Raw genomic sequence first — 21,576 nt, forward strand, 5'->3', positions numbered from 1 at the left:
GAGCCCCGCCACCCGGGGCCTCACGACTTCGGGGCGTCGCCCCCTTCGGCCGGCAGGGCATGCATGCCCTGCCGGCTTGCGTTCCGGCCGACAATTGCGGCCTGCCAGTCGAGATAGCGCGCATAGGCGACGTGCAGCACGAGGCCGAGGAGCGCGTAGAGCGTTCCGGCCAGCGGGTTCCTGCCGGTGACGAACATCATCACCTGCCCCGCCATGGCGAGGATCGTGCCGAAGATGAAGACGGCGAGCGAATGCCGGCCGATGGCCACCAGCGGATGGGATAGCGGCAGGGCCGCCCAGTTCGACAGCGCCGGGATGGTCGCCACCAGGTAGGCGCCGGCCAATACGTGCACTAGGCGGGTCGTCGACAGGAACGTCTTGTCGAAGCCGGTGAGCACGGCGGGAAGGCCGTAGGAGAAGTCGATGTTCCACCAGGAGAACACGACCCACAGCATCGAGACGGAGAGGTAGGCCGCCGCCAGCGCCGTCAGGACGGAACTGCGCGGAATGCCTCCCGCCTTCGCCCGCACCGTGCCGACGAAGCCGATGACGAACAGGAACTGCCAGGAAAGCGGGTTGAGGAACCAGTAGCCGTCATCGAGGAAATTCGACGGCGCGATCCGCCATATGCCGGCACAGAGCCAGATCGTTCCGGAGACGGCGAGCAGCAGCAGGGCGCTCCTGCGGTAGAGCCAGAGGAAACCGGGCAGCATCAGGAACAGCACGGCATACATTGACAGGATGTTGTTGTAGCCGAACTGGTGGCCGAGCAGGACCATGCCGACCACGCCTTCGTCCGTGCGGTCGATGACGGCGCGCAGGTTGATCTCCGAGAGAAGGTCCTGCCGGCCGAACCAGAGCGCCCCGCCCGCGAAGATGGCGAAGGTGATGACGCTCGTCATGATATGCGCGACGTAGAGCGTCAGCGCCCGGCGCAGGATGCGCAGCGTCACCGCCAGCCGCTCGCCCGCGGCAAAACGCGATCCGTAGGCAAGGCCGACGGACATGCCGGAGATCAGCACGAAGGCCTCCGCCGAATCGGAGAAGCCGAAGTTCTTGTGCGTCAGGTGTTCCAGGTACTGGCCCGGAACGTGGTTGACGAAGATCGTCAGGAGGGCAAGCGCCCGGAAGACGTCGAGGCGTGTGTCGCGTTCGCGCGGCACCTCGCCCGTCGGTCTGGTCTTTTCTGTCATGCTGCTCTGGTCCACGTGGCGTGGATCAGAGCAAATAGCCCTCGTTTGAAGATTTGATGACAGCGCCGTTCACGGTTGCCTGCCATCCGCCGCCGTCCCCGCGGTCGACGCGGATCGAAAGCTTCCTGCCGTCGAGCACGAGCGTCGCGCTGTAGCCGTCCCACGCCGCCGGCAGCGCCGGATCGACGAAGAGGCGGCCGCCCTCCTTGCGGATGCCGAGGACGCCCTCGACGGCCGCGCGGTAGAGCCAGCCGGCCGAGCCCGTATACCAGGTCCAGCCGCCGCGGCCCGTGCGCTCGCCTTCGCCGTAGACGTCGGCGGCGACCACGTAGGGTTCGACGCGATAGCGTTCGGCCCTCTGCCGATCGAGCGCGTGCTTGACGGGGTTGAGGAGGTCGAGGCAGGCGAAGGCGTCGTCGCCCCTGCCCTGGCGCGCGAGCGCCATGACGACCCAGGTCGCGGCGTGGGTATACTGGCCGCCGTTCTCGCGCACGCCCGGCGGATAGGCCTTGATGTAGCCCGGATCCTGCGGGGTTTCGACGAGCGGCGGGGTGAACAGGCGGATGATGCCGTGCTCGCGGTCGACGAGCTTTTCCAGGACCGCGTCCATCGCCTGGCGCGAGCGCTCCGCATCGCCCTCGCCGGACAGCACGCTCCAGCTCTGCGCGATGGAATCGATCCGGCATTCGGCGCTTTCGGCAGAGCCGAGCGGCGTGCCGTCGTCATAGTAGCCGCGGCGGTAGTAGCCGCCATCCCAGCCCGCCGTTTCCAATGCCTGTCTGAGACGGCCGAGATGGCCCTCCCACGCATCGGCGCGGGCGTGGTCGCCGCGCTCGCGGGCGATCGGGACGAAGCCGCGCAGCGTGCCGGCGAGGAACCAGCCGAGCCAGACGCTCGTGCCGCGGCCGGCCTCGCCGACGCGGTTCATGCCGTCGTTCCAGTCGCCGCCGAGGATCAGCGGCAGGCCGTTCTCGCCGGTGCGCTTCACGGCGAGGTCGAGCGCGCGGGCGCAATGCTCGTAGAGCGGCGCATGCTCGGCCGAGCGGCCCGGCTTGTAGAAGGAATCGTGCTGACCCTCGGCGAGCGGCGGTCCCTCGATGAAGGCGAGCGTCTCGTCGAGCACGCCGCGGTCGCCGGTGACCCGGCAATAGTATTCCACCGCATGGGCGAGCCAGACGACGTCGTCCGAGATCGTCGTGCGCACACCCGCGCCGCTCTCCGGCAGCCACCAGTGCTGCACGTCGCCCTCGGCGAACTGGCGCGCGGCGGCGTTGAGGATCTGCCCGCGGGCAAGCTCCGGGCGGTGCAGGATGAAGGCCAGCGTATCCTGCAGCTGGTCGCGGAAGCCGTAGGCCCCGCTCGCCTGATAGAAGGCGGAGCGCGCCATGATGCGGCAGCCGAGCGCCTGGTAGGGCAGCCAGTCGTTGACCATGCGGTCGAGCGCCGGATCCGGCGTCCTGACCTGCAGCGTGCCGGTGAAGCCCTCCCAGAAGGCGCGCACCGAGGCCATGACGGCGTCGAAATCGGCCTGCCTGCTCTTGTCGGCGAGCGCGCGGGCGCTCTCCGCGTCCGCCGTGTCGCCGAGCACGAACAGAAGCGCGCGCTTCTCGCCGGGTTTCAGCACGATGTCCACGGCGAGCGCCGCGCAGGGATCGCCGATGCCGTCGGCATTGCCCGAAAGCGCCTGGCCGGCCGCAAGGGCCGCCGGCAGCACGATGTCGCCGGTGCGGCCGATGAACTCGCGGCGCCGCGCGGTGAAGCCCGCCAGCGGCGCATCGACGGCGAAGAAGCTGGTCCGGCCGGCGAAATCGAGGCTATAGGGATTGGTCGCAAGGAGCGCGCCGCTTTCCTCGTCATGGCTCGTCAGCACGAAGGGCGCGGTCCTGGCGGGGTTGTTGCCCAGCACCCATTCGACATAGCCGTAGACGGAGAGGCTGCGTTCGGTATCGCCGGTGTTCTTCACGACGAGGCGCGAATATTTGACCGGCTCCGCGGGATCGACCGTCTGCACGAGGTCGAGCTCGATCCCGTCCTCCCAGCTGCGGAAGGCGGTGTAGCCGAGGCCGTGCCAGGTCTCGAACTTCACCGTCGGCTTGCGCGAAAGGGCGGCGAACGGCGTCATCACCGTGCCGCGCTCGCGGTCCTTCACGTAGAAGGCCTCGCCGGGGCGGTTGATCACCGGGTCGTTGGTCCAGGGCGTCAGCTGGAAATCGCGCGAATTGCGGCTCCAGGTGAAGCCGGCGCCTTCGGCCGAGACGTGGAAACCGAACGCGCGGTTGGCGATGACGTTGATCCACGGCTGGGGCGTCGCCTCGCCGCCGCGCAGGCGCACGGCATATTCGCGGCGGTCGGCGTTGAAGCCGCCGAAGCCGTTCCAGAAGGAAAGGCCCTCGCCGTCGATCGCCACCGGCTCCCCGGCCGGAGCGGCGAGCGCCGGCACCTCCGCCTTCGCATCCCCCTCGCCGCGCGGCGTCGAGAAGAGCGAGACCGTGCGGGCGATCTGATCGGAAAGCGAACCGTTGCGCGCGTGGAAGACGGCACGCGCCGTCGCCAGAAGCGCCTGCCAGGTGGAGACCTCCATCAGGTCGCGACGCACGGTGAAGACATGCTGGCGCACGCCGTCGGACTGCCCGCGCATGCGCAGGTTCTCGCACATCTGGTCGAGCGTGTGCTGCATGTCCTGCGCGTAGGAGGCGGCGCGCTCGTTGAGGATGACGAGATCGGCCGTGACGCCGCGGTGGCGCAGGTACTCCTGCGCCCGCAGCGCCTCGCGGGCGACGTCGAGGTCGATCTCGTCGTTGATGCGCAGGATGAAGATCGGGAAATCGCCCGAGATCGCCAGCGGCCAGAGCGCCGACTGGGCGGTGAGCCCCGTCTGGATCGTGCCGGCATCGGCGCGCAGGTGCATGTCCGGATAGGTGAGGTAGCGGCCGAGCATCTGGAAGCTCGCCGCCTCCTGCGAGGTGACGCCGACATGGCGCATATGCACCTGCGAACGCGTCCAGGCATGGATCATTTCATGGTTGAAGCTGTCCGGATGGCGGTAGCGGTCGATCGCGGCATCCACCTCCGCCATGCTCGGGGCGGCAATGGTCCAGAAGATGACCTTCACCTTCTTGCCGGCCGGAACGCGCACCACGCGGCGCAGCGCCATGACCGGATCGAGCGTGAAGCCGTCCGTGCCGGAAAGCTGCGCGCCGGGATCGAAGGCGGCGGCCGTCGTCAGCGAACGGCCGCGGCCGATGAAGCGGCGGCGGTCCGTCTCGACCTCGGTACGGCGCGATGGACCGGCATTGTCGACGATCAGGTGGGCGATCGCCATGTCCGGCTCGTTCGGGTGGCGCTTCCGGCGCTCGGCGCGGATGACGTCGCCGCGCTTGCCGATCTCGGTGCGGATGAACATCTTCGAGAAGAGCGGATGGGCGCTGTCGGCATCGTCCGTCGCGATCACCGGCTCCATGTAGGACGTCACTTCGATGAAGCGGTCTTCCATGCCGGTGTTGAGCAGCGTCAGGCGGCGGCCTTCGGCATCGTGCTCGGTGGCGACGATGCACTCGACCTCGCTCGTCAGCGTGCCGACGGTCTTGATGAACTCCGCCTTGTCGTCCCCGAACTGGGTCTTCGTCTCCTCGCCCTCGATACGCTTCGGCTCGGCGGTGGTCGACCACCATTCGCCCGTCGACGTGTCGCGCAGGAAGATGAAGGAGCCCCAGCGGTCTTCCGTCGGATCGGGTTTCCAGCGGGTGACGGACTGCCCGTTCCAGCGCGAGCAACCCGCGCCGGTCGCCGTCAGCATGACCGAGTAGTGGCCGTTGGACAGGAACACGACCTCGCGTTCCCGCAAGACCGGATCCTTGATGATGCGGATCTCCGGGCGCAGCAGGTCGGCCTGGGTGCTGCCGACGGTCTCCGGCTCGCGCTTGGCGTTGATGACCGGAATGTCGCGCGGCGCCTTCTCCTGAAGCAGCAGCTCGGCCGCCTCGATGACCGGGTCGGCATGGAAGCGTTCGCGCAGCGCGCCGTTGAAGACGACGTTGGCGACGGCGGCGATCGACATGCCGTGATGGTGCGCCATGTAGTTGCGCACGACCGCGCAGGTCTTGCCCTCCGGCACGCGGGTCGGCGTGAAGTCGACGGCGTCGTGGAAGCCGTAGACGCCGAGCGCGCCGAGCTTGCGCAGGCGCTCGAGGTTTTCGAGCGCCTCCTTGGGCGCATACTGCGCGGCGAGCAGCGACGCATAGGGCGCGATCACCGCATTCTGGCCGAGGCCGCGCTTGAGGCCGAGCGTCGGCACGCCGAAATTGGTGTACTGGTAGGTCAGCTCGTGGTCGCGGGCGTTGAAGGCCGCTTCCGAAATGCCCCAGGGCGTGCCGAGGCGGCGGCCGTGGTTCATCTGCTCGACCACCACGAGGTTGTTGGTCTGGTTGAGGATGCCGCCCTGGCGCTCCTGCATGACGAGCGGCGGCATCAGGTACTCGAACATCGAGCCCGACCAGGAGACGAGCGCCCCGCGCGAGCCGACCGGCACGACAGGGCGGCCGAGCTTGTACCAGTGCTCGGTGGGAAGGTCCCCCTTGGCGATGGCGAAAAGGCTGGTGAGGCGGGCTTCCGAGGCGAGCAGGTCGTAGCAGGCCTCGTCGAGCTCGTTCGTCTCGACCCGGTAGCCGATCGACAGCAGCCGGCGCTCCTGGCGGAAGAGGAAGCCGAAATCCATCGAGAAGGCGATGTCGCGCGAGCGGTCGCGCAGCACGATCAGGCGGTCGCGCAGCTGCTCGATGCTGCCGAGGTCGAAGACGCTGTCGGCGATATGCGCCTCACAGGTGGCGACCAGCGCACCCGCCCACCTGGCGAGCTCGCCGCTTTCCGCGGACTTGATCTCGTGGTCGAGGTTGACGATCAGCTTGTTGATGTCGCGCGCCAGCACGGCGAGGTTGATGACGCGGATCGAGGCGAATTCACGCTCGCGCTTAACGGCGGCGAGCGCATTGTGGAAGCCGTCGATGCGCTCCTCGATGAGGCGGCGCAGCGGGCGCACGGTCTTGCGGTCGTCCGGCAGGTCCTTCAGCGTCTCGGAGAGGATCGAGGCGACGTCGCCGATGCCGTCGAGGCTGCCCTGGAGATGCGCGGACGGCGCCTCCGCCCATTCGCGGCACATGGAGGAGACGGCGATGAGGTGGCCGGCGAGGTTGCCGCTGTCGACCGACGAGACATAGCGCGGCCCCAGCGTTTCCAGCGTGTTGGTGCGGTACCAGTTGTAGAGGTGGCCGCGGTACTTCGGCATGCCGTCGATGGTGGCGATGGTCTGCTCGAGGCGGCGGACGGTCTCCTCGAAGCTGATCCAGCCGAAGTCGCGCGCGGAGATGACCGAGAGCAGGTACACGCCGATATTGGTCGGCGAGGTGCGCTCGGCGAGCACCGGCTGCGGCGTTTCCTGGAAATTGTCCGGCGGCAGGAAGTGCTGCTCGGCGGTGACGAATTCCTCGAAATAGCGCCAGGTGCGCCGCGCGATCTTGCGCAGTTCGGTGGCGACGTAGTCCGAGACGACGAGCTGGTCCTCGGTCTCGGCCGTCTGGCTGACATACCAGGCGATCGCCGGCGACAGCATCCAGACGATGGCGAAGGGAATGCCGATGAAGGGCAGGCCGGTGCTGGAGACGGCGGCGAGCGCGACGGAAAGAACGGCGAGCGCCGGCGCCTGCCACATGGAGCGGTAATGGGCGAGGATGCCGCCGCGCGCCGCGCTGTCGGCCTGGGCGGCCGTGCGCCATTCCAGCATCAGCCTGCGGCTGACGAAGGTGCGGTAGAGCGAGCGGACGATCGCATCGGCCATCAGCGCCGCCGAATGGGCGATGAAGGCGATGCGCAGCGCCACCTGGGCATTGGCCGCCCGGATGTCCGACAGGACCGTATGCACATGGGCGCGCGCCACGATGTCGTTGCGGCGCGGCATGATGCCGGAAATCAGCGAGAGGGTCGGCGCGACGAAAAGCAGGAAGATCAGCACCAGCTGCCAGATGAGCGCCTGGCGCGGCTCCATGTAGTACCAGCCCATGACGGAGGCGACGAGCCAGCCGATCGGAATGAGGCTGCGGCGCAGGTTATCGTACATCTTCCACCGGCCGAGCATGGGAATGCCGCTCGACGGGTTGAAGATATAGGGCAGCAGCTGCCAGTCGCCGCGCGCCCAGCGATGCTGGCGCGAGGTCTCGACGCCGTAGCGGGTGGGGAAGTCCTCGACGAGCTCGACATCCGTCACGAGGGCGCAGTGCGAGAGCGAGCCCTCGAGCAGGTCGTGGCTGAGCACCGAGTTCTCCTCGATGCGTCCCTTCACGGCCGCCTCGAAGGCGTCGACGTGGTAGAGGCCCTTGCCGGTGAAGGTGCCTTCGCCGGCGAGGTCCTGGTAGACGTCGGAGACGGTGAAGACATAGGGGTCGATGCCGCGGTCGGCGGAGAAGATGCGCTGGAAGGTGGAGGCCTCCTTGCCGGTCGTCAGCGAGGGCGTGACGCGCGGCTGGAGGATGGAGTAGCCGGCGACGATCTCGCCGGTCGCCTCGTCGATGACCGGACGGTTGATCGGGTGGTGCATCTTGCCGACGAGCTTCGTCACCGCATCGCGCATCAGGCGCGTGTCGGAATCGAGCGTCATGACGTATTTCACATCCGCCGGAACGATGTTGGCGCCCGGCAGGAAGGTCGTGTCGCCGTCGCCGCGCAGGAGCAGGTTCAGCTCGTGCAGCTTGCCGCGCTTGCGCTCCCAGCCCATCCAGACGCCTTCCGACGGATTGTAGAGGCGCCGGCGGTGGAGGAGGTAGAAGCGCGTGCGCCCGTCATAGGCGTAGCGGCTCGAAAGCGTCGCGATCTCGCGCTTGGCATAGTCGAGCACGTCGAGGTCGGCCGGCGATTCCTCCACCTGGCTGTCGGCCCAGTCGCTGAGGAGCGCGAAGTAGATCTCTCCGCGCGGATTGGCGAGGTAATGGACCTCCAGGTTGCGCACCAGCTCGTCGACATGATCGCGCTTGGAAATGAGGCAGGGCACGACGACGAGCGTGCGGGCGTCTTGCGGGATTCCGTCCTTGAACTCGTAGCCGACGAGGCGCGAGGGCGTGACGAAAAAGGTGACCAGCGTGTTGAAGAGGCCGGTGGCGCCTTCCGAGGCCGGCAGCGCGAACAGGACGAGCATGATCAGCCATGCGCCGTCCGGAATGTCGAGCTGGTCGAGGAAATAGTAGACCGCGATCATCGCGAGCAGCGTCAGCACGATGTTCGGGCCGGCGATCGCCAGCCAGTCGAGCTTGCGCGTCAGGCGCACGACGCGCTGGACGACGGTCGGGCGGTAGCCGATGCGCTTTTCGAGGAGCTTGCGCTTCTTGCCGACGAGGAAGGCGCCGACATTGGCCTCGTAGTCCGGGTCGTCCGCGTGCGCGGCGGCGTCTTCCTCGGTCATGGCGAGCGCCGTCTCGGTGACCTCGAGCTCGGTCTTGCCGGACCGGCGGGCGAAGCGCTCGATCGTGCTGCGGTACTTGTTGCGCGAGCCGAAATCGAGGTCGCTGTAGTCGGATCGCCGGCGCAGCGCCTCGTCGAGGCGGCTGACGCTTTCGAACCAGACCGGCCATTCCGTATCGTCTATCTGGCGCAGGCTCTTGATGAGCGAGCTCATCGTGACGTTGCCGGAGGAGAGCCGGTTGTTCTCCGCGACGATCAGTTCCTCCAGATCGGTGCCGCGGCTTTCGATCTTGCGCTCGAGCCACTGGATCACCGCGCCGGAAGCCTGCAGGCCGTCGCGCAAGCGATAGAGGAGCTGGATGACGAAGGTGTTGTCCTCGGTGAAGCTCTCCATCGAGCGCAGGTGCGCGATGGCCTTTTCCGGGTCGTTGAGGCGCACCAGCTCGTCGGCCACCTCGTTCGCCTTGAAGCGCATCTTGCGCGAGCGCTCGACGCGGCTGGAGATGCGCCGGAGGTTTTCGAGCAACACGAAGCGGACGAAGGACGGCAGCGCCCACAGTTCGCCGATCTTCAGCGCGTCGAGCTTCTGGAAGCCCTGCACGAAGGCGGTGAGGCTCTCCTCCGAGACGCTGCTGTGCGTATGGGCGACATAGAGCCAGGCGAGCGCCAGCGCACGCGGGAGCCGCTCGCCCTCGACCTCGATGGTCGGAAGCTGGCGGAAGAACCGGCGGGGGAAGTCGCGCCGGACCTCCTGGATCGCCTCTTCGACGACGTAGTAGTTATCGAGCAGCCATTCGGCGGCGGGCGTGATCTGCGCGCCCGCCTCCACGTCCTTCGCCGTCGCCTGGTAGACGCGGAAGATCTCCTTCTCGTTCTCCTTGTGCCGGGGGCGGAACTCGAAGGGCTGGAAGCCGGGCAGGGATGCCGTCCTGTCGCGTGCGAGCGCTTCGCCGCGCTCGGCCAGCTCCTCCAGCGTCAGATAGGTGGCGCGGATCGAATCGTTGTAATCGATCTGCTTGGCGTCGGCGTCGCGCGGGGGAGCTGGCGGCGTATTGTGAAGGGGCATGTTTCTGATTCTGGATCCGGCCATGTTGAACCATCCGGCGGCGGCCTTTGCGCCGGATGGTCTTTCGCGGGCAGACTTCATCTTGGTGCCGCGATCAGCCATGACACCGGACGGCGCCCTGGCAGCGCTTCACGGGTGGGCATGGCTCAGGCGACACGCTGGTTGGCATCCTGGCCGCGTGGTGCATGAAAACGGCATTTTTTAGCCGCAAGGACAGAGACTTGCAACATGTCAACGGGACTGGATGGCGCAGCATGGACCCTCATTTGCGGTTTTGGTGAATCGCCCATCCCTCCCCCGGGCGAGCCCGCGCATGATGCGGGTCGAGGCCAAATGCGCGGGGAAAGGAAAAGTTCCCGCGCCTGTGCATGACCGCCGGGGCCATTGACTTGCCCGCATGCCCAAGCCAGTCTGGCCGCCGTCAGGGTCTTCCGAGTCGCGTGCGGCCCGGAGGCTAAGAGGGAAGCCGGTGCGAGGCTCCGAACAGGAGCAGCAAGGCCGGCGCTGCCCCCGCAACTGTGAACGGCGAGCTTCTGTCGCTCGATGCCACTGGCGCGAAAGCGCCGGGAAGGCGGGACGGAAGCGATGACCCGCAAGCCAGGAGACCTGCCCTGACAGCTCGTAACGTCCATGGGCGGGGTGTCCCAAGGGTGCGCTTGCTTCGCCCGTCGGCGAAATCCAGCAGCGTGCGTCCGGCCATCCCCCAATTTTCCGATTGGGGAAGACATGTTTGCATTCACCGAAACCAAGCCTTCCGGCACCGCGGAGCCGGAAGCCGTCTTCATCTCCTGGCTGCTCTGGCAGCCGCGCGGAGCCGACCTTGCCGCCGAAGCGCTCAAGGAGGTGCAGAAGCTGGCACGGTACAAGGGCGCCGATCCGCATATCGCGCGCCTCAGGGCGCTGTTCGCCTCGCTGGCCGGCGCGGACGGGCCGGTACACTAGGCCGCAAGCCATAAAGACATATTGACATAAACATATCTTTATGTGACTTCCGTTGCAGCAAACCGCACCGGAGGGCTTCGCCATGGCCGATTCACACCTGGACACCCTGTTCGGTCCCGAACTGCCGCCGCGCGACGGCCGCGAGATCCTGGCCGCGTTGCAGGCTGCGGCCCGCGAGCGCATCCTCGTGCTCGACGGCGCCATGGGCACGGAAATCCAGACTCTGAAGCTGGTGGAGGAAGATTTCCGCGGCGACCGCTTCGGCGACTGCGCCTGCCACCAGCAGGGCAACAACGACCTCCTGACGCTGACCCAGCCGGCCGCGATCGAGGACATCCACTACCGCTATGCGCTCGCCGGCGCCGACATCCTCGAGACCAACACCTTCTCCTCCACGACGATCGCCCAGGCCGACTACGGCATGGAGGTGATGGTCTACGAGCTCAACCGCGACGGGGCGCGCCTCGCCCGCCGCGCCGGCCTCAGGGCGCAGGAGAAGGACGGCCGCCGCCGCTTCGTCGCCGGCGCGCTCGGGCCGACGAACCGTACCGCCTCGATCTCCCCCGACGTCAACAATCCCGGCTACCGCGCCGTCACCTTCGACGACCTGAGGATCGCCTATGCCGACCAGGTGCGCGGCCTCATCGACGGCGGGGCCGACATCATCCTGATCGAGACGATCTTCGACACGCTGAACGCCAAGGCGGCGATCTTCGCGACGCGCGCGGTGTTCGAGGAGAAGGGCATCCACCTGCCCGTCATGATCTCCGGCACGATCACCGACCTTTCCGGCCGCACGCTCTCCGGCCAGACGCCGGAAGCCTTCTGGAACTCGGTTCGCCACGCGGAACCCTTCTCCATCGGCCTCAACTGCGCCCTCGGCGCCAACGCCATGCGCGCGCATCTGGCCGAGATCGCCAATGTGGCCGACACGTTCGTCTGCGCCTATCCGAACGCCGGCCTGCCGAACGCCTTCGGCAAGTACGACGAGAGCCCCGAGGAGATGGCCGCCCAGATCGAGGGCTTCATGCGCGACGGCCTCGTCAACATCGTCGGCGGTTGCTGCGGCTCGACGCCGGACCATATCCGCGCGATCGCCGAGGCGGCGGCGCGCCACAAGCCGCGCGAAATCCCCGACATCCCGCGCCACATGCGCCTGTCCGGCCTCGAACCCTTCACGCTGACGGACGACATCCCCTTCGTCAACGTGGGCGAGCGCACCAACGTCACGGGCTCGGCGAAATTCCGCAAGCTGATCACCGCCGGCGACTATGCCGCGGCGCTGGACGTGGCGCGCGACCAGGTGGCGAACGGCGCGCAGGTCATCGACATCAACATGGACGAGGGCCTGATCGACTCGGCCAGGGCGATGACGGAATACCTCAACCTCGTCGCCGCCGAGCCGGACATCGCCCGCGTGCCCGTGATGATCGACAGCTCCAAATGGGAGGTGATCGAGGCGGGCCTCAAATGCGTGCAGGGCAAGCCGCTGGTCAACTCGATCTCGCTGAAGGAAGGAGAGGAAGTCTTCCTGCACCATGCGAAGCTCGTGCGCGCCTATGGCGCCGCCGTCGTCGTCATGGCCTTCGACGAAAAGGGCCAGGCCGACACGAAGGCACGCAAGGTGGAGATCTGCACCCGCGCCTACAAGCTGCTCACCGAGGTCGCCGGCCTTGCGCCGGAGGACATCGTCTTCGACCCGAACATCTTCGCCGTCGCCACCGGCATCGAGGAGCACGACAACTACGGCGTCGACTTCATCGAGGCGACGCGCGAGATCACCGCGACGCTGCCGCACGTCCATATTTCCGGCGGCGTCTCCAACCTCTCCTTCTCCTTCCGCGGCAACGAGCCGGTTCGCGAGGCGATGCATGCCGTCTTCCTCTACCACGCCATCCAGGCGGGCATGGACATGGGCATCGTCAATGCCGGCCAGCTCGCCGTCTACGACACGATCGAACCGGAGCTGCGCGAGGCCTGCGAGGACGTGGTGCTGAACCGCGTGCCCAAGGCCGGCGGCACGGCGACCGAGCGCATGCTGGAGATCGCCGAGCGCTTCAAGGGCGTGGGCGGCAAGGAGGCGAAGGAACGGGACCTTGCCTGGCGCGACTGGCCGGTGGAGAAGCGGCTGGAGCACGCGCTCGTCAACGGCATCACCGAATTCGTCGAGATCGACACGGAGGAGGCGCGGCAGAAGGCCGAGCGCCCGCTGCACGTCATCGAGGGCCCGCTGATGGCCGGCATGAACGTCGTCGGCGACCTCTTCGGCGCGGGCAAGATGTTCCTGCCGCAGGTGGTGAAGTCCGCCCGCGTGATGAAGCAGGCCGTCGCCGTGCTGCTGCCCCACATGGAAGCCGAAAAGCTCGCCAACGGCGGCAGCGGCGAACGGGAGAGCGCGGGAAAGATCCTGATGGCGACCGTCAAGGGCGACGTGCACGATATCGGCAAGAACATCGTCGGCGTCGTGCTCGCCTGCAACAATTACGAGATCATCGACCTCGGCGTCATGGTGCCGGCGACGAAGATCCTGGAGACGGCGAAGGCGGAGAAGGTCGACATCATCGGCCTTTCCGGCCTCATCACGCCCTCGCTCGACGAGATGGTGCATGTCGCCGCCGAGATGGAGCGCGAGGGCTTCGACATTCCCCTGCTCATCGGCGGGGCGACGACGAGCCGGGTGCACACGGCGGTGAAGATCCATCCGCGCTACAGCCAAGGCCAGGCCGTCTACGTCACCGACGCCAGCCGCGCCGTCGGCGTCGTCGGCAGCCTGCTGTCACCCGATCAGAAGCCCGGCTATGTCGAGACGCTGAAGGCGGAATACCGCAAGGTCGCCGACGCCCACGCCCGCAGCGAGGCGGAAAAGCAGCGCCTGCCGATCGCCAAGGCCCGGGAGAACGCCTTCAGGGCCGACTGGTCCGCCTACGAGCCCAGGACGCCGTCCTTCCTCGGCACCCGCGTCTTCCAGGACTGGGACCTTGCGGAGCTTGCCCGCTACATCGACTGGACCCCCTTCTTCCAGACCTGGGAGCTGAAGGGCGTCTATCCGAAGATCCTCGACGACGAGAAGCAGGGCCCTGCGGCCCGCCAGCTCTTTGCCGATGCGCAGGCGATGCTGGAGAAGATCATCGCGGAAAAGTGGTTCACGCCGAAGGCGGTCGTCGGCTTCTGGCCGGCCGGCACCGTCGGCGACGACATCCGCCTCTTCACCGACGAGACGCGGAGCAGCGAGCTTGCCACCTTCTTCACGCTCCGCCAGCAGCTTTCCAAGCGCGACGGGCGGCCGAACGTGGCGCTCTCCGACTTCGTCGCGCCGGTCGAGAGCGGCAGGCGGGATTACCTCGGCGGCTTCGTCGTGACCGCCGGCATCGGCGAGATCGCCATCGCCGAGCGCTTCGAGCGGGCGAACGACGACTACAACTCGATCCTCGTCAAGGCGCTGGCCGACCGCTTCGCCGAGGCCTTCGCCGAGCGCATGCACGAACATGTGCGCAAGGAGCTCTGGGGCTATGCGCCGGACGAGGCCTTCTCGCCGCAGGAGCTGATCGGCGAGCCCTATGCCGGCATCCGTCCGGCGCCGGGCTACCCCGCCCAGCCGGACCATACGGAGAAGACGACGCTGTTCCGCCTGCTCGACGCGGAAAACGAGATCGGCGTGACGCTGACGGAGAGCTACGCCATGTGGCCCGGCTCCTCCGTCTCGGGCCTCTATATCGCCTCGCCGGAAAGCTATTATTTCGGCGTCGCCAAGGTGGAGCGCGACCAGGTGGAGGACTATGCCCGCCGCAAGGACATGGCCGTTCGCGAGGTGGAGCGCTGGCTCGGCCCGGTGCTCAACTACGTGCCGGGGCCGATTGCCGAAGCCGCCGAATGATCACTCGCCCCGGCCCCGGAACCGGCGCTGGTAGGCGGGATCGTAGAGCGAGCTCTCGCGGAAATCCTCGGCGGCGAGCGTGCGACCGACGAAGATCAGCGCCGTGCGCTCGATCGGCTCTTCCGCGACCCTGGCGGCGATATCGCCGAGCGTTCCGCGCACGATCCGTTCGTCCGGCCAGGAGGCCTTGACGACGATCGCCACCGGGCAATCGGCGCCGTAGAGCGGTGTCAGGTCCTCGACCACCCTGTCGAGCGCATGGATGGCGAGATGGATGGCGAGCGTCGCGCCCGTCGCACCGAAATTCTCAAGCGTCTCGCGGTTCGGCATGGGCGAGGCGCGGCCGGAGACGCGGGTGAGCACGAGGCTCTGCGCGACGGCAGGAATGGTGAGTTCGCGCCCGAGCGCCGAGGCCGCCGCCGCGAAGGAGGGCACGCCGGGCGTCATCGTATAGGCGATGCCGTTCCTCTCCAGCCGGCGGATCTGCTCGGCGACGGCGCTCCACACGGAAAGGTCGCCGGAATGCAGCCGCGCCACATCCTCGCCCGCTGCGGCCGCGCGTAGGAACTCCGCCTCGATCTCGTCGAGCGACATCGGCGCCGTATCGACGATGCGCGCGCCGGGCGGGCAATAGCGCAGAAGCTCCGGCGAAACGATGGAGCCGGCATAGAGGCAGACCGGGCATTTGCCGATGAGGTCGCGGCCGCGCACGGTGATGAGATCGGCCGCACCGGGGCCGGCGCCGATGAAGTGAACGGTCATGTCATTCCTCGATTGTCTCATTGGTTTCGGCAGTTCCGGACGCAAGACCGCTGCACGCCTTCGCTGGAGTTTCCTGCGCCGGCTTCACCCAGCGCCATTGCGTCACGGGCATGGCCGGCCGCCACCCGGTCATCTGCCCGACCGGCGCGGCGCGCGCGATGTCGATGCGGACGAGCGATCCGCCGAGCCGGGCATGGTGGGCGAGAAGCACCGCTTCCATTTCCGTCGTCACCGCATTGGCGACGAGCCTCCCGCCGGGCTTCAGGCCGGAAATCGCCGCCTCCATCACCCCTGCCTCGCTGCCGCCGCCGCCGATGAAGACGGCATCCGGCGCGGCAAGCCCGTCCAGCGCCGGCGGCGCGGCTCCTTCCACGACCGAGAGCGCGGGCACGCCGAACGCCTGCGCGTTGCGGCGGATGCGGGCGGCGCGTTCCGGCTCGCCCTCCACGGCGATCGCCCGGAGCGAGGGATCGGCCAGCATCCATTCGATGCCGATGGAGCCGGAGCCGGCGCCGACATCCCAGAGCAGTTCCCCGTGGCGCGGCGCGAGGGCCGAGAGCGTCAGGGCGCGGACCTCGCGCTTGGTGATCTGGCCGTCATGCTCGAAAAGGCCGTCGTCGAGGCCCGGCGTATAGGCGAGGACGCGCGCGCCCTCGCCGGCCGCGACCTCCACGGCGCAGACATTCAGCATGTCGGCATCCGCAAGCGCAAGGCGGTCGGCCCGGTGGCTGCTCACCCGCTCCCGCGCGCCGCCGAGCGCTTCGAGAACCGTGAGCCTCGACGCGCCGAAGCCGGTCTCGGCCAGAAGGGCCGCGAGCGCCGCCGGACCGCCGCTGTCCGAGGTCAGCGCGAGGATGCGGCTGCCGGGATGGAAATGCGGGCGGATGAGGTCGACGGGCCGGCCGTGCAGCGAGACGCAGATCGTCTCCTGCAACGCCCAGCCCATGCGCGCGGCGGCGAGGCTGAAGGCGGACGGCGCGGGCAGGACGCGCATTTCCGACCGGGCGATGCGGCGCGACAGCGTGACGCCGACGCCGTAGAAGAAGGGATCGCCCGAGGCGAGCACGACGACGGGCCGGCCCCGTGCCGCCAGCACCGCCTCGACGGAGCGCTCGAAGGGGCTGAGCCAGGCGTGCCGCCCGCCGCGGATCGCCGCATCGGCAAGATCGAGATGCCGCGTGCCGCCGAAGACGAGCTCGGCAGCGGCGATGGCGGCCTTGGCCTCGTCGCCGAGACCGGCTAGACCATCCTCGCCGATCCCGACGATGGTGAGCCACGGGGCGGGCAAGGGAGCCGGATCAGACGTGGACAAGAGACGCATCCTCATACTGGGCGGCACGGCCGAGGCCCGCGACCTTGCGGCACGCCTTGCCGGAAGGGCCGATCTCGCCGTCACGCTCTCGCTCGCCGGCCGCACGCTCGATCCCGCGCCGCAGCCCGTGCCGGTGCGCAGCGGCGGCTTCGGCGGCGTCGAGGGGCTTGCGGCCTATCTCGATGAACAGGCCGTCGACCTCGTCATCGACGCGACCCATCCCTTCGCAAGGCAGATTTCCATGAATGCCCAGGCCGCGAGCGCTGCGACCGGCGTTCCGCTGCTGCGGCTGGAGCGCCTCGGCTGGGACGAGACGCAGGGCGACCGCTGGACGCGCGTCGCCTCGGTCGCCGAGGCCGTGACGGCGCTGGGCGAGGACCCCCGCCGCGTCTTCCTCGCCATCGGCCGGCAGGAGGCGAAGGCCTTCGACGCCGCGCCGCAGCACCGCTACCTCGTGCGCAGCGTCGATCCGGTCGATCCGCCGCTTGAGGCGCCCGAGGTCGAGTACGTGCTCGACCGCGGGCCCTTCGCCCTGGAGGCGGAAATCGCGCTCCTGCGGGAACACCGTATCGACGTGATCGTCAGCAAGAACTCCGGCGGCGAGGCGACCTATGGAAAAATCGTCGCCGCGCGCATCCTGGGGCTGCCCGTCGTGCTGGTCGAACGGGCGGCGGCGGACGATGGCCACCGCGCCGGGACGGTCGAGGATGCGATGCGGCTCCTCGATCATCTGCTCGGCTCCAGGAAGCGCGGCGTATAGACGAGGTCCGGCAGGCCGGGGCGGGAAACGATCCGCGTTTCCGGCGAGCCGATGACGACGCAGGTCGCCATGTCGGCGCGCTCCGCCTCGGCCGTGCCGAGCGGCATGACCAGCATGCGCTCGTCCGGGCGTCCCGCGGCGCGGCCGAAGATGACCGGCGTTTGCGCCGGCAGAACCCCACGCAGGATCTCGAACGCCTTGCCGAGCTGCCAGGGCCGCGCCTTGCTGATCGGGTTGTAGAGCGCGATGACGAGGCCGGCTTCCGCGACCATGCGCAGCCGCTTCTCGATGATCTCCCAGGGCTTCAGGTTGTCCGACAGCGAGATGGCGCAGAAATCGTGGCCGAGCGGCGCGCCGACGCGCGCGGCGACCGCCAGCATGGCGGTGACGCCCGGCACGACGACGAGATCGACCGCCTTCCATTCCTCGGGCCCCGCATCGATCGCCTCGCAGACCGCCGCCGCCATGGCGAAGACGCCGGGATCGCCGCCCGAGACGACGCAGACGTTGACGCCCGAGGAAGCCCGGGCCAGCGCCGCCTGCGCGCGGTTCAGCTCCTCGCGGTTGTCGGAGGCGACCTTGATCTGATCCGGCCGGAGATTCAGCCGGTCGATATAGGGAAAGTAACCGAAGAACTCGGCGGAGGCCTCCACGGCGCCGAGCGCCTCCGGCGTCATCTGGTCCGGGTTGCCGGGGCCGGTGCCGATCACGTAGAGCCTGCCGGTCATTGGCGCCCGCTCCAGCCCGGCACGAGCACCAGCGAGAAATAGGGCGCGGCATCGTCGGGCTTTTCGGAAAGCCGCATGGACTTGCCATCCGGCGTGGTGCCGCGCTCGACATAGACCGCCTGACCGAGCCGGCCGGCCTTGACGAGCGCACGGCGGATCTTCGGCAGGTTGCGGCCGACCTTCATGATGACGGCGGCCTGCGTGTCTGCCAGGCGGCGCGACAGCTCCTCCTCGCCCATCGTGCCGGGCAGCACCGAGAGCACGTCGTCGCCCTGCACGATCGGCAGGCCGGAGAGCGACCAGCAGCCGGACATGGCCGTGATGCCGGGGATGACCTCCGTCGGGAAGCGGCCGGCGAGGCGCACATGCAGGTGCATGTAGGAGCCGTAGAACATCGGGTCGCCTTCCGAAAGGATCGCCACCGTCCGGCCCGCGGCAAGATGCTCGGCGACGGCAGCGGCGGAGGCGTCGTAGAAGGCGATGATCCGGCTCTTGTAGTCGTCGTGCTCCTTGTCGATCTCGACCGTCACCGGATAGCGGAGCGGAAGCTCCGCCATGCCGGGCTTCAGGAGGCCTTCGACGATGGCTCGCCCGTTGCCCGAGCCGCCGGCCTTGGCGAACCAGGCGAGCACGTCGGCCTCGCGGAGCGCGCGCACCGCCTTCAGCGTCAGGAGTTCCGGATCGCCCGGGCCTGTGCCCACGCCGTAAAGCCGTCCCGTCATGGTCATATCCCCGGCCTTGCCAGCGAATTGAGCGCCGCGGCGGTCATGGCGCTGCCGCCGAGGCGGCCGCGCACGACGGCGAAGGGCACGCCGTAGGAATTTTCCGCCAGCGCATCCTTGGATTCCGCCGCGCCGACGAAGCCCACCGGCATGCCGAGGATCGCCGCCGGCTTCGGCGCGCCGTCGCGCAGCAGCTCGAGCAGGTGGAAAAGCGCCGTCGGCGCGTTGCCGATGGCGACGACGGAGCCGGCCATGCGATCGAGCCAGAGGCGGATGGCGGCGGCCGAGCGGGTGTTGTCGATCTCCTTTGCAATCTCGGGCGTGCGCGGATCGCGCAGCGTGCAGATCACGTCGTTGCCGGCCGGCAGGCGGGCGGCGGTGACGCCGCGGGCGACCATTTCGGCATCGCAGAAGATCGGCGCGCCGGCTTGGAGCGCTCCGCGGGCCGAGGCCACGAAACCCGGCGAGAAGACGAAATGCGCCGCCGCCTCGACAAGGCCGGCGGCATGGATCATGCGCACGGCGACATCCGCCTCCGCCTCGGAGAAGCGCGAAAGATCGGCTTCGGCGCGGATGATCGCGAAAGATTTCTCATAGATGGCGGTGCCATCCTTCATGTAGTCGTATTCTGTCATCGTTGGCCTTGATATGCGGAAACGAGGGCGGCTGGCGCGGTGCGGCCGAGCAGGCTCTTTGCCGTCTCGCCCTCCGTGCGGCGCGCGCGCAAAAGGGTGCCGAGACGCTGGATCGCCGGCTTCAGGTCGCCGGCCGGCAGGGTCGCGGCGGGGGTATCGCCCGCCCGCCCGTCGAGGACGAGCCCGACGCCCGCGGCCGTGCCGCAGAGCGTGACGGCGGCGCGCGCGGGATGCGCGCAGCCCTTCGGGCAGCCGGAAATGTGCACGTCGAGCGAACCGTCCAGAAGGTCTCCCGCCTCCGCCACCAGGGCGTCGGCCGCGGCATGGGTATCGAAGCGCGCCGAGGCGCAGCCCGCGGCACCGGCGCAGATCGAGACGGCGCGGCCGGGCGCGGTATCCGTGCACCAGAAGCCTTCGCGGTCCGCGCAGGCCTGGGCGGCCGCCAGGGCCTCTTCGGGCAAGCCGCGCACGAGAAGCGTCCGATGCGGCGCGAGGCGGAATTCGCGGGCGCCGCAGGCGGCAAGGCCCCCGGCAAGAGCGGCAAGCCGGCCGGCGTGCATCTGGCCGTAGGCGGGGGCGACGCCGAGCACGGATTCGCCGCCGATGCGGTGGATGCCGAGCGGATGGTTGGAAAAGGCCGCGAGCGCAGCCGGCCGCGAAGCCGCGCCGAACTGCGCGGCAAGGACCGCGGCATCGAGGTCGCGGCCACGGGCCGCCGGGCCGAGCAAAGCAAGGGCCGAGACCGCCGCCATCGCGCCGTCGATCACGCCGCCGGCCGGGAGCAGGGCGATCCCCCTTGCCGTCCGCCGGTCGCCGCCGGCCGACAGGCACCATGCCGCGCCGCCTGCGACGGGAACCGCATCGAGCCGGATGTCGGCCGCCATGCCGGCGAGGGAAAGCACGCCGCCGCCGTCGACGACGATGGCGAGCTTCGGCGCCAGGGCCAGCGAAGCCGCGGCGATCGCCTGGCGCAGCGCATCGGCAACGGGCGTGGCATCGGCAATTTCGGAAAGATCGACGCCGGCGAGCGGCGGGGTCTCGATAGCGACGCCCGTTTGCGGGACGATGCCGGCGCGCGCAAGCCCCTCGGCAAGGCGCGGCACCGAGGCGTCCGTCAGGCCGCGGAGCTGGATATTGCCGCGGGCGGTGATCTCGATGAGGCCGTTGCCGTGTTCGCGGGCAAGGCCGGCAAGGGCGACGAGGTCTCCGGGCGTCAGCGCCGGGGCGGTCGGGCGCAGGCGCACGATGAGGCCGTCGCCGGTCTGCATCGGCGCGGCGAGCGACGGGCACGCGCCGCGGCGCAGGGTATTCGGCACAGCTTGCGGAAGGTCCGTCATGCGGCGTCCTCCTCGCTTGCCGGGCGGCGGATCAGGTAGGTGTCCATGATCCAGCCGTGTTCCTCGCGCGCCTTGCGGCGGGTCGCGGCGATGGTCCCGGCCATGTCGGCAAGCCGGCCGGAAAGGAGGATTTCGTGCGGCGTGCCGAGATAGGCGCCCCACCAGATCTCGGCCTGCGGGTCCGTCACCGTGCCGAAGGCCTCGACGCCGTCGAGCATGACGAGCACGTCGCGGGAGGATTGCGGCCAGCCCTCGGCAAGGCGGCGGCCGGTGGTGATCTCGACGGGCAGGCCGATGCGGTTGAGCGCGATGCCGTGGCCGGCGCAGAGCGCCTGCACGCTGGTGATGCCGGGAATGACCTCCGTGTCGAAGGCGACGCGGCCGCCGGCGCGCACATGCCCGACGATCCGCAAGGTGCTGTCGTAGAGCATCGGATCGCCCCAGACGAGCAGGCCGAGCGTCTGGTCCTCGCCCACATCGTTGAGCAGCGTGCGCTCGTAGATGGCGGCGATGGCGCGGTGCCAGTCATGGACGCCGTCCTCGTAGGCGCCGTCGGCGCGGCGCGGCGGCACGGCATAGTCGAGGATGCGGCAGGCGGGGTTCTCGAGGAAACGGTCGCAGATCTCGCGGCGCACGTCGGCGAGGTAGGCCTTTTCCGCGCCCTTGGTCGGGATGAGCAGCACATCCGCCCGGTTCAGCGCCTTGATTGCCTGAACGGTCATGTGCTCGGGATTGCCCGCGCCGATCCCGATGACCAGTATCTTTCTCAAAGTCCGTCTCCCGTGCGGCTGGCGCTCCCGGT

Annotated in this window: 13 protein-coding genes and 1 riboswitch; of the genes, 4 read left to right on the forward strand and 9 right to left on the reverse strand. The window is 68.7% G+C overall.

Annotation, left to right across the window (positions count from 1 at the left end; all coding sequences use genetic code 11):
• Positions 1 to 20: 20 nt before the first annotated feature.
• A complete protein-coding gene (locus ACIIOY_RS23965; protein ID WP_411037192.1) occupies positions 21 to 1,193 on the reverse strand; it encodes an OpgC family protein in 1,173 nt (390 codons plus the stop codon).
• A gap of 25 nt (positions 1,194 to 1,218) precedes the next feature.
• Complete coding sequence (locus ACIIOY_RS23970) at positions 1,219 to 9,702, reverse strand: glycoside hydrolase family 94 protein (protein ID WP_411037193.1); 8,484 nt, start codon at positions 9,700 to 9,702, stop codon at positions 1,219 to 1,221.
• On the opposite strand from ACIIOY_RS23970, the gene ACIIOY_RS23975 reads away from it, so the two are divergent.
• The 3 genes from ACIIOY_RS23975 to metH all read left to right on the forward strand — a co-directional run bounded on the left by ACIIOY_RS23975 (position 9,701) and on the right by metH (position 14,518).
• Positions 9,701 to 9,907, forward strand: a complete 207-nt coding sequence (locus tag ACIIOY_RS23975; protein WP_411037194.1) for a hypothetical protein — start codon at positions 9,701 to 9,703, stop codon at positions 9,905 to 9,907. The two genes, ACIIOY_RS23970 and ACIIOY_RS23975, sit on opposite strands and share 2 nt — an antisense overlap.
• 202 nt (positions 9,908 to 10,109) lie before the next feature.
• Positions 10,110 to 10,330: riboswitch (cobalamin riboswitch) on the forward strand.
• Between the two features lie 98 nt (positions 10,331 to 10,428).
• On the forward strand, positions 10,429 to 10,644 hold the full coding sequence (locus tag ACIIOY_RS23980; RefSeq protein ID WP_411037195.1) for a hypothetical protein: 216 nt from the start codon (positions 10,429 to 10,431) through the stop codon (positions 10,642 to 10,644).
• 82 nt (positions 10,645 to 10,726) lie between these two features.
• Positions 10,727 to 14,518: a methionine synthase gene (gene metH, locus ACIIOY_RS23985; RefSeq protein WP_411037196.1), complete on the forward strand. Its 3,792-nt coding sequence runs from the start codon at positions 10,727 to 10,729 to the stop codon at positions 14,516 to 14,518.
• Here metH and cobM read toward each other — a convergent pair whose 3' ends face one another.
• Both cobM and cbiE read right to left on the reverse strand, forming a co-directional pair.
• Complete coding sequence (gene cobM / locus ACIIOY_RS23990; RefSeq protein ID WP_411037197.1) at positions 14,519 to 15,280, reverse strand: precorrin-4 C(11)-methyltransferase; 762 nt, start codon at positions 15,278 to 15,280, stop codon at positions 14,519 to 14,521.
• 1 nt (position 15,281) lies between these two features.
• Complete coding sequence (gene cbiE, locus ACIIOY_RS23995; RefSeq protein ID WP_411037198.1) at positions 15,282 to 16,601, reverse strand: precorrin-6y C5,15-methyltransferase (decarboxylating) subunit CbiE; 1,320 nt, start codon at positions 16,599 to 16,601, stop codon at positions 15,282 to 15,284.
• Here cbiE and ACIIOY_RS24000 point away from each other — a divergent pair.
• Positions 16,585 to 17,352 carry a cobalt-precorrin-6A reductase gene (locus ACIIOY_RS24000; RefSeq protein WP_411037199.1) on the forward strand — a complete coding sequence of 256 codons (768 nt, stop codon included), beginning with the start codon at positions 16,585 to 16,587 and terminating at the stop codon, positions 17,350 to 17,352. The two genes, cbiE and ACIIOY_RS24000, sit on opposite strands and share 17 nt — an antisense overlap.
• Here the strand turns inward: ACIIOY_RS24000 and ACIIOY_RS24005 are convergent.
• Genes ACIIOY_RS24005 through cobF form a run of 5 tightly spaced genes read right to left on the reverse strand, consistent with a single transcriptional unit; the run spans position 17,319 to position 21,544 of the window.
• Positions 17,319 to 18,080 carry a precorrin-3B C(17)-methyltransferase gene (locus tag ACIIOY_RS24005; protein ID WP_411037200.1) on the reverse strand — a complete coding sequence of 254 codons (762 nt, stop codon included), beginning with the start codon at positions 18,078 to 18,080 and terminating at the stop codon, positions 17,319 to 17,321. The two genes, ACIIOY_RS24000 and ACIIOY_RS24005, sit on opposite strands and share 34 nt — an antisense overlap.
• Positions 18,077 to 18,808: a precorrin-2 C(20)-methyltransferase gene (locus ACIIOY_RS24010; RefSeq protein WP_411037201.1), complete on the reverse strand. Its 732-nt coding sequence runs from the start codon at positions 18,806 to 18,808 to the stop codon at positions 18,077 to 18,079. The genes ACIIOY_RS24005 and ACIIOY_RS24010 overlap by 4 nt, the downstream gene beginning before the upstream one ends.
• A complete protein-coding gene (locus tag ACIIOY_RS24015) occupies positions 18,805 to 19,437 on the reverse strand; it encodes a precorrin-8X methylmutase (RefSeq protein ID WP_411037202.1) in 633 nt (210 codons plus the stop codon). The genes ACIIOY_RS24010 and ACIIOY_RS24015 overlap by 4 nt, the downstream gene beginning before the upstream one ends.
• Positions 19,434 to 20,774, reverse strand: a complete 1,341-nt coding sequence (cobG, locus tag ACIIOY_RS24020) for a precorrin-3B synthase (protein ID WP_411037203.1) — start codon at positions 20,772 to 20,774, stop codon at positions 19,434 to 19,436. Before cobG ends, ACIIOY_RS24015 begins: the two co-directional genes overlap by 4 nt.
• Positions 20,771 to 21,544, reverse strand: coding sequence for a precorrin-6A synthase (deacetylating) (gene cobF / locus ACIIOY_RS24025; protein WP_411037204.1), 774 nt, complete (start codon positions 21,542 to 21,544; stop codon positions 20,771 to 20,773). Before cobF ends, cobG begins: the two co-directional genes overlap by 4 nt.
• Positions 21,545 to 21,576 lie beyond the last annotated feature (32 nt).

Source organism: Shinella agrisoli (genome assembly GCF_046557955.1).
Classification (GTDB): Bacteria; Pseudomonadota; Alphaproteobacteria; order Rhizobiales; family Rhizobiaceae; genus Shinella.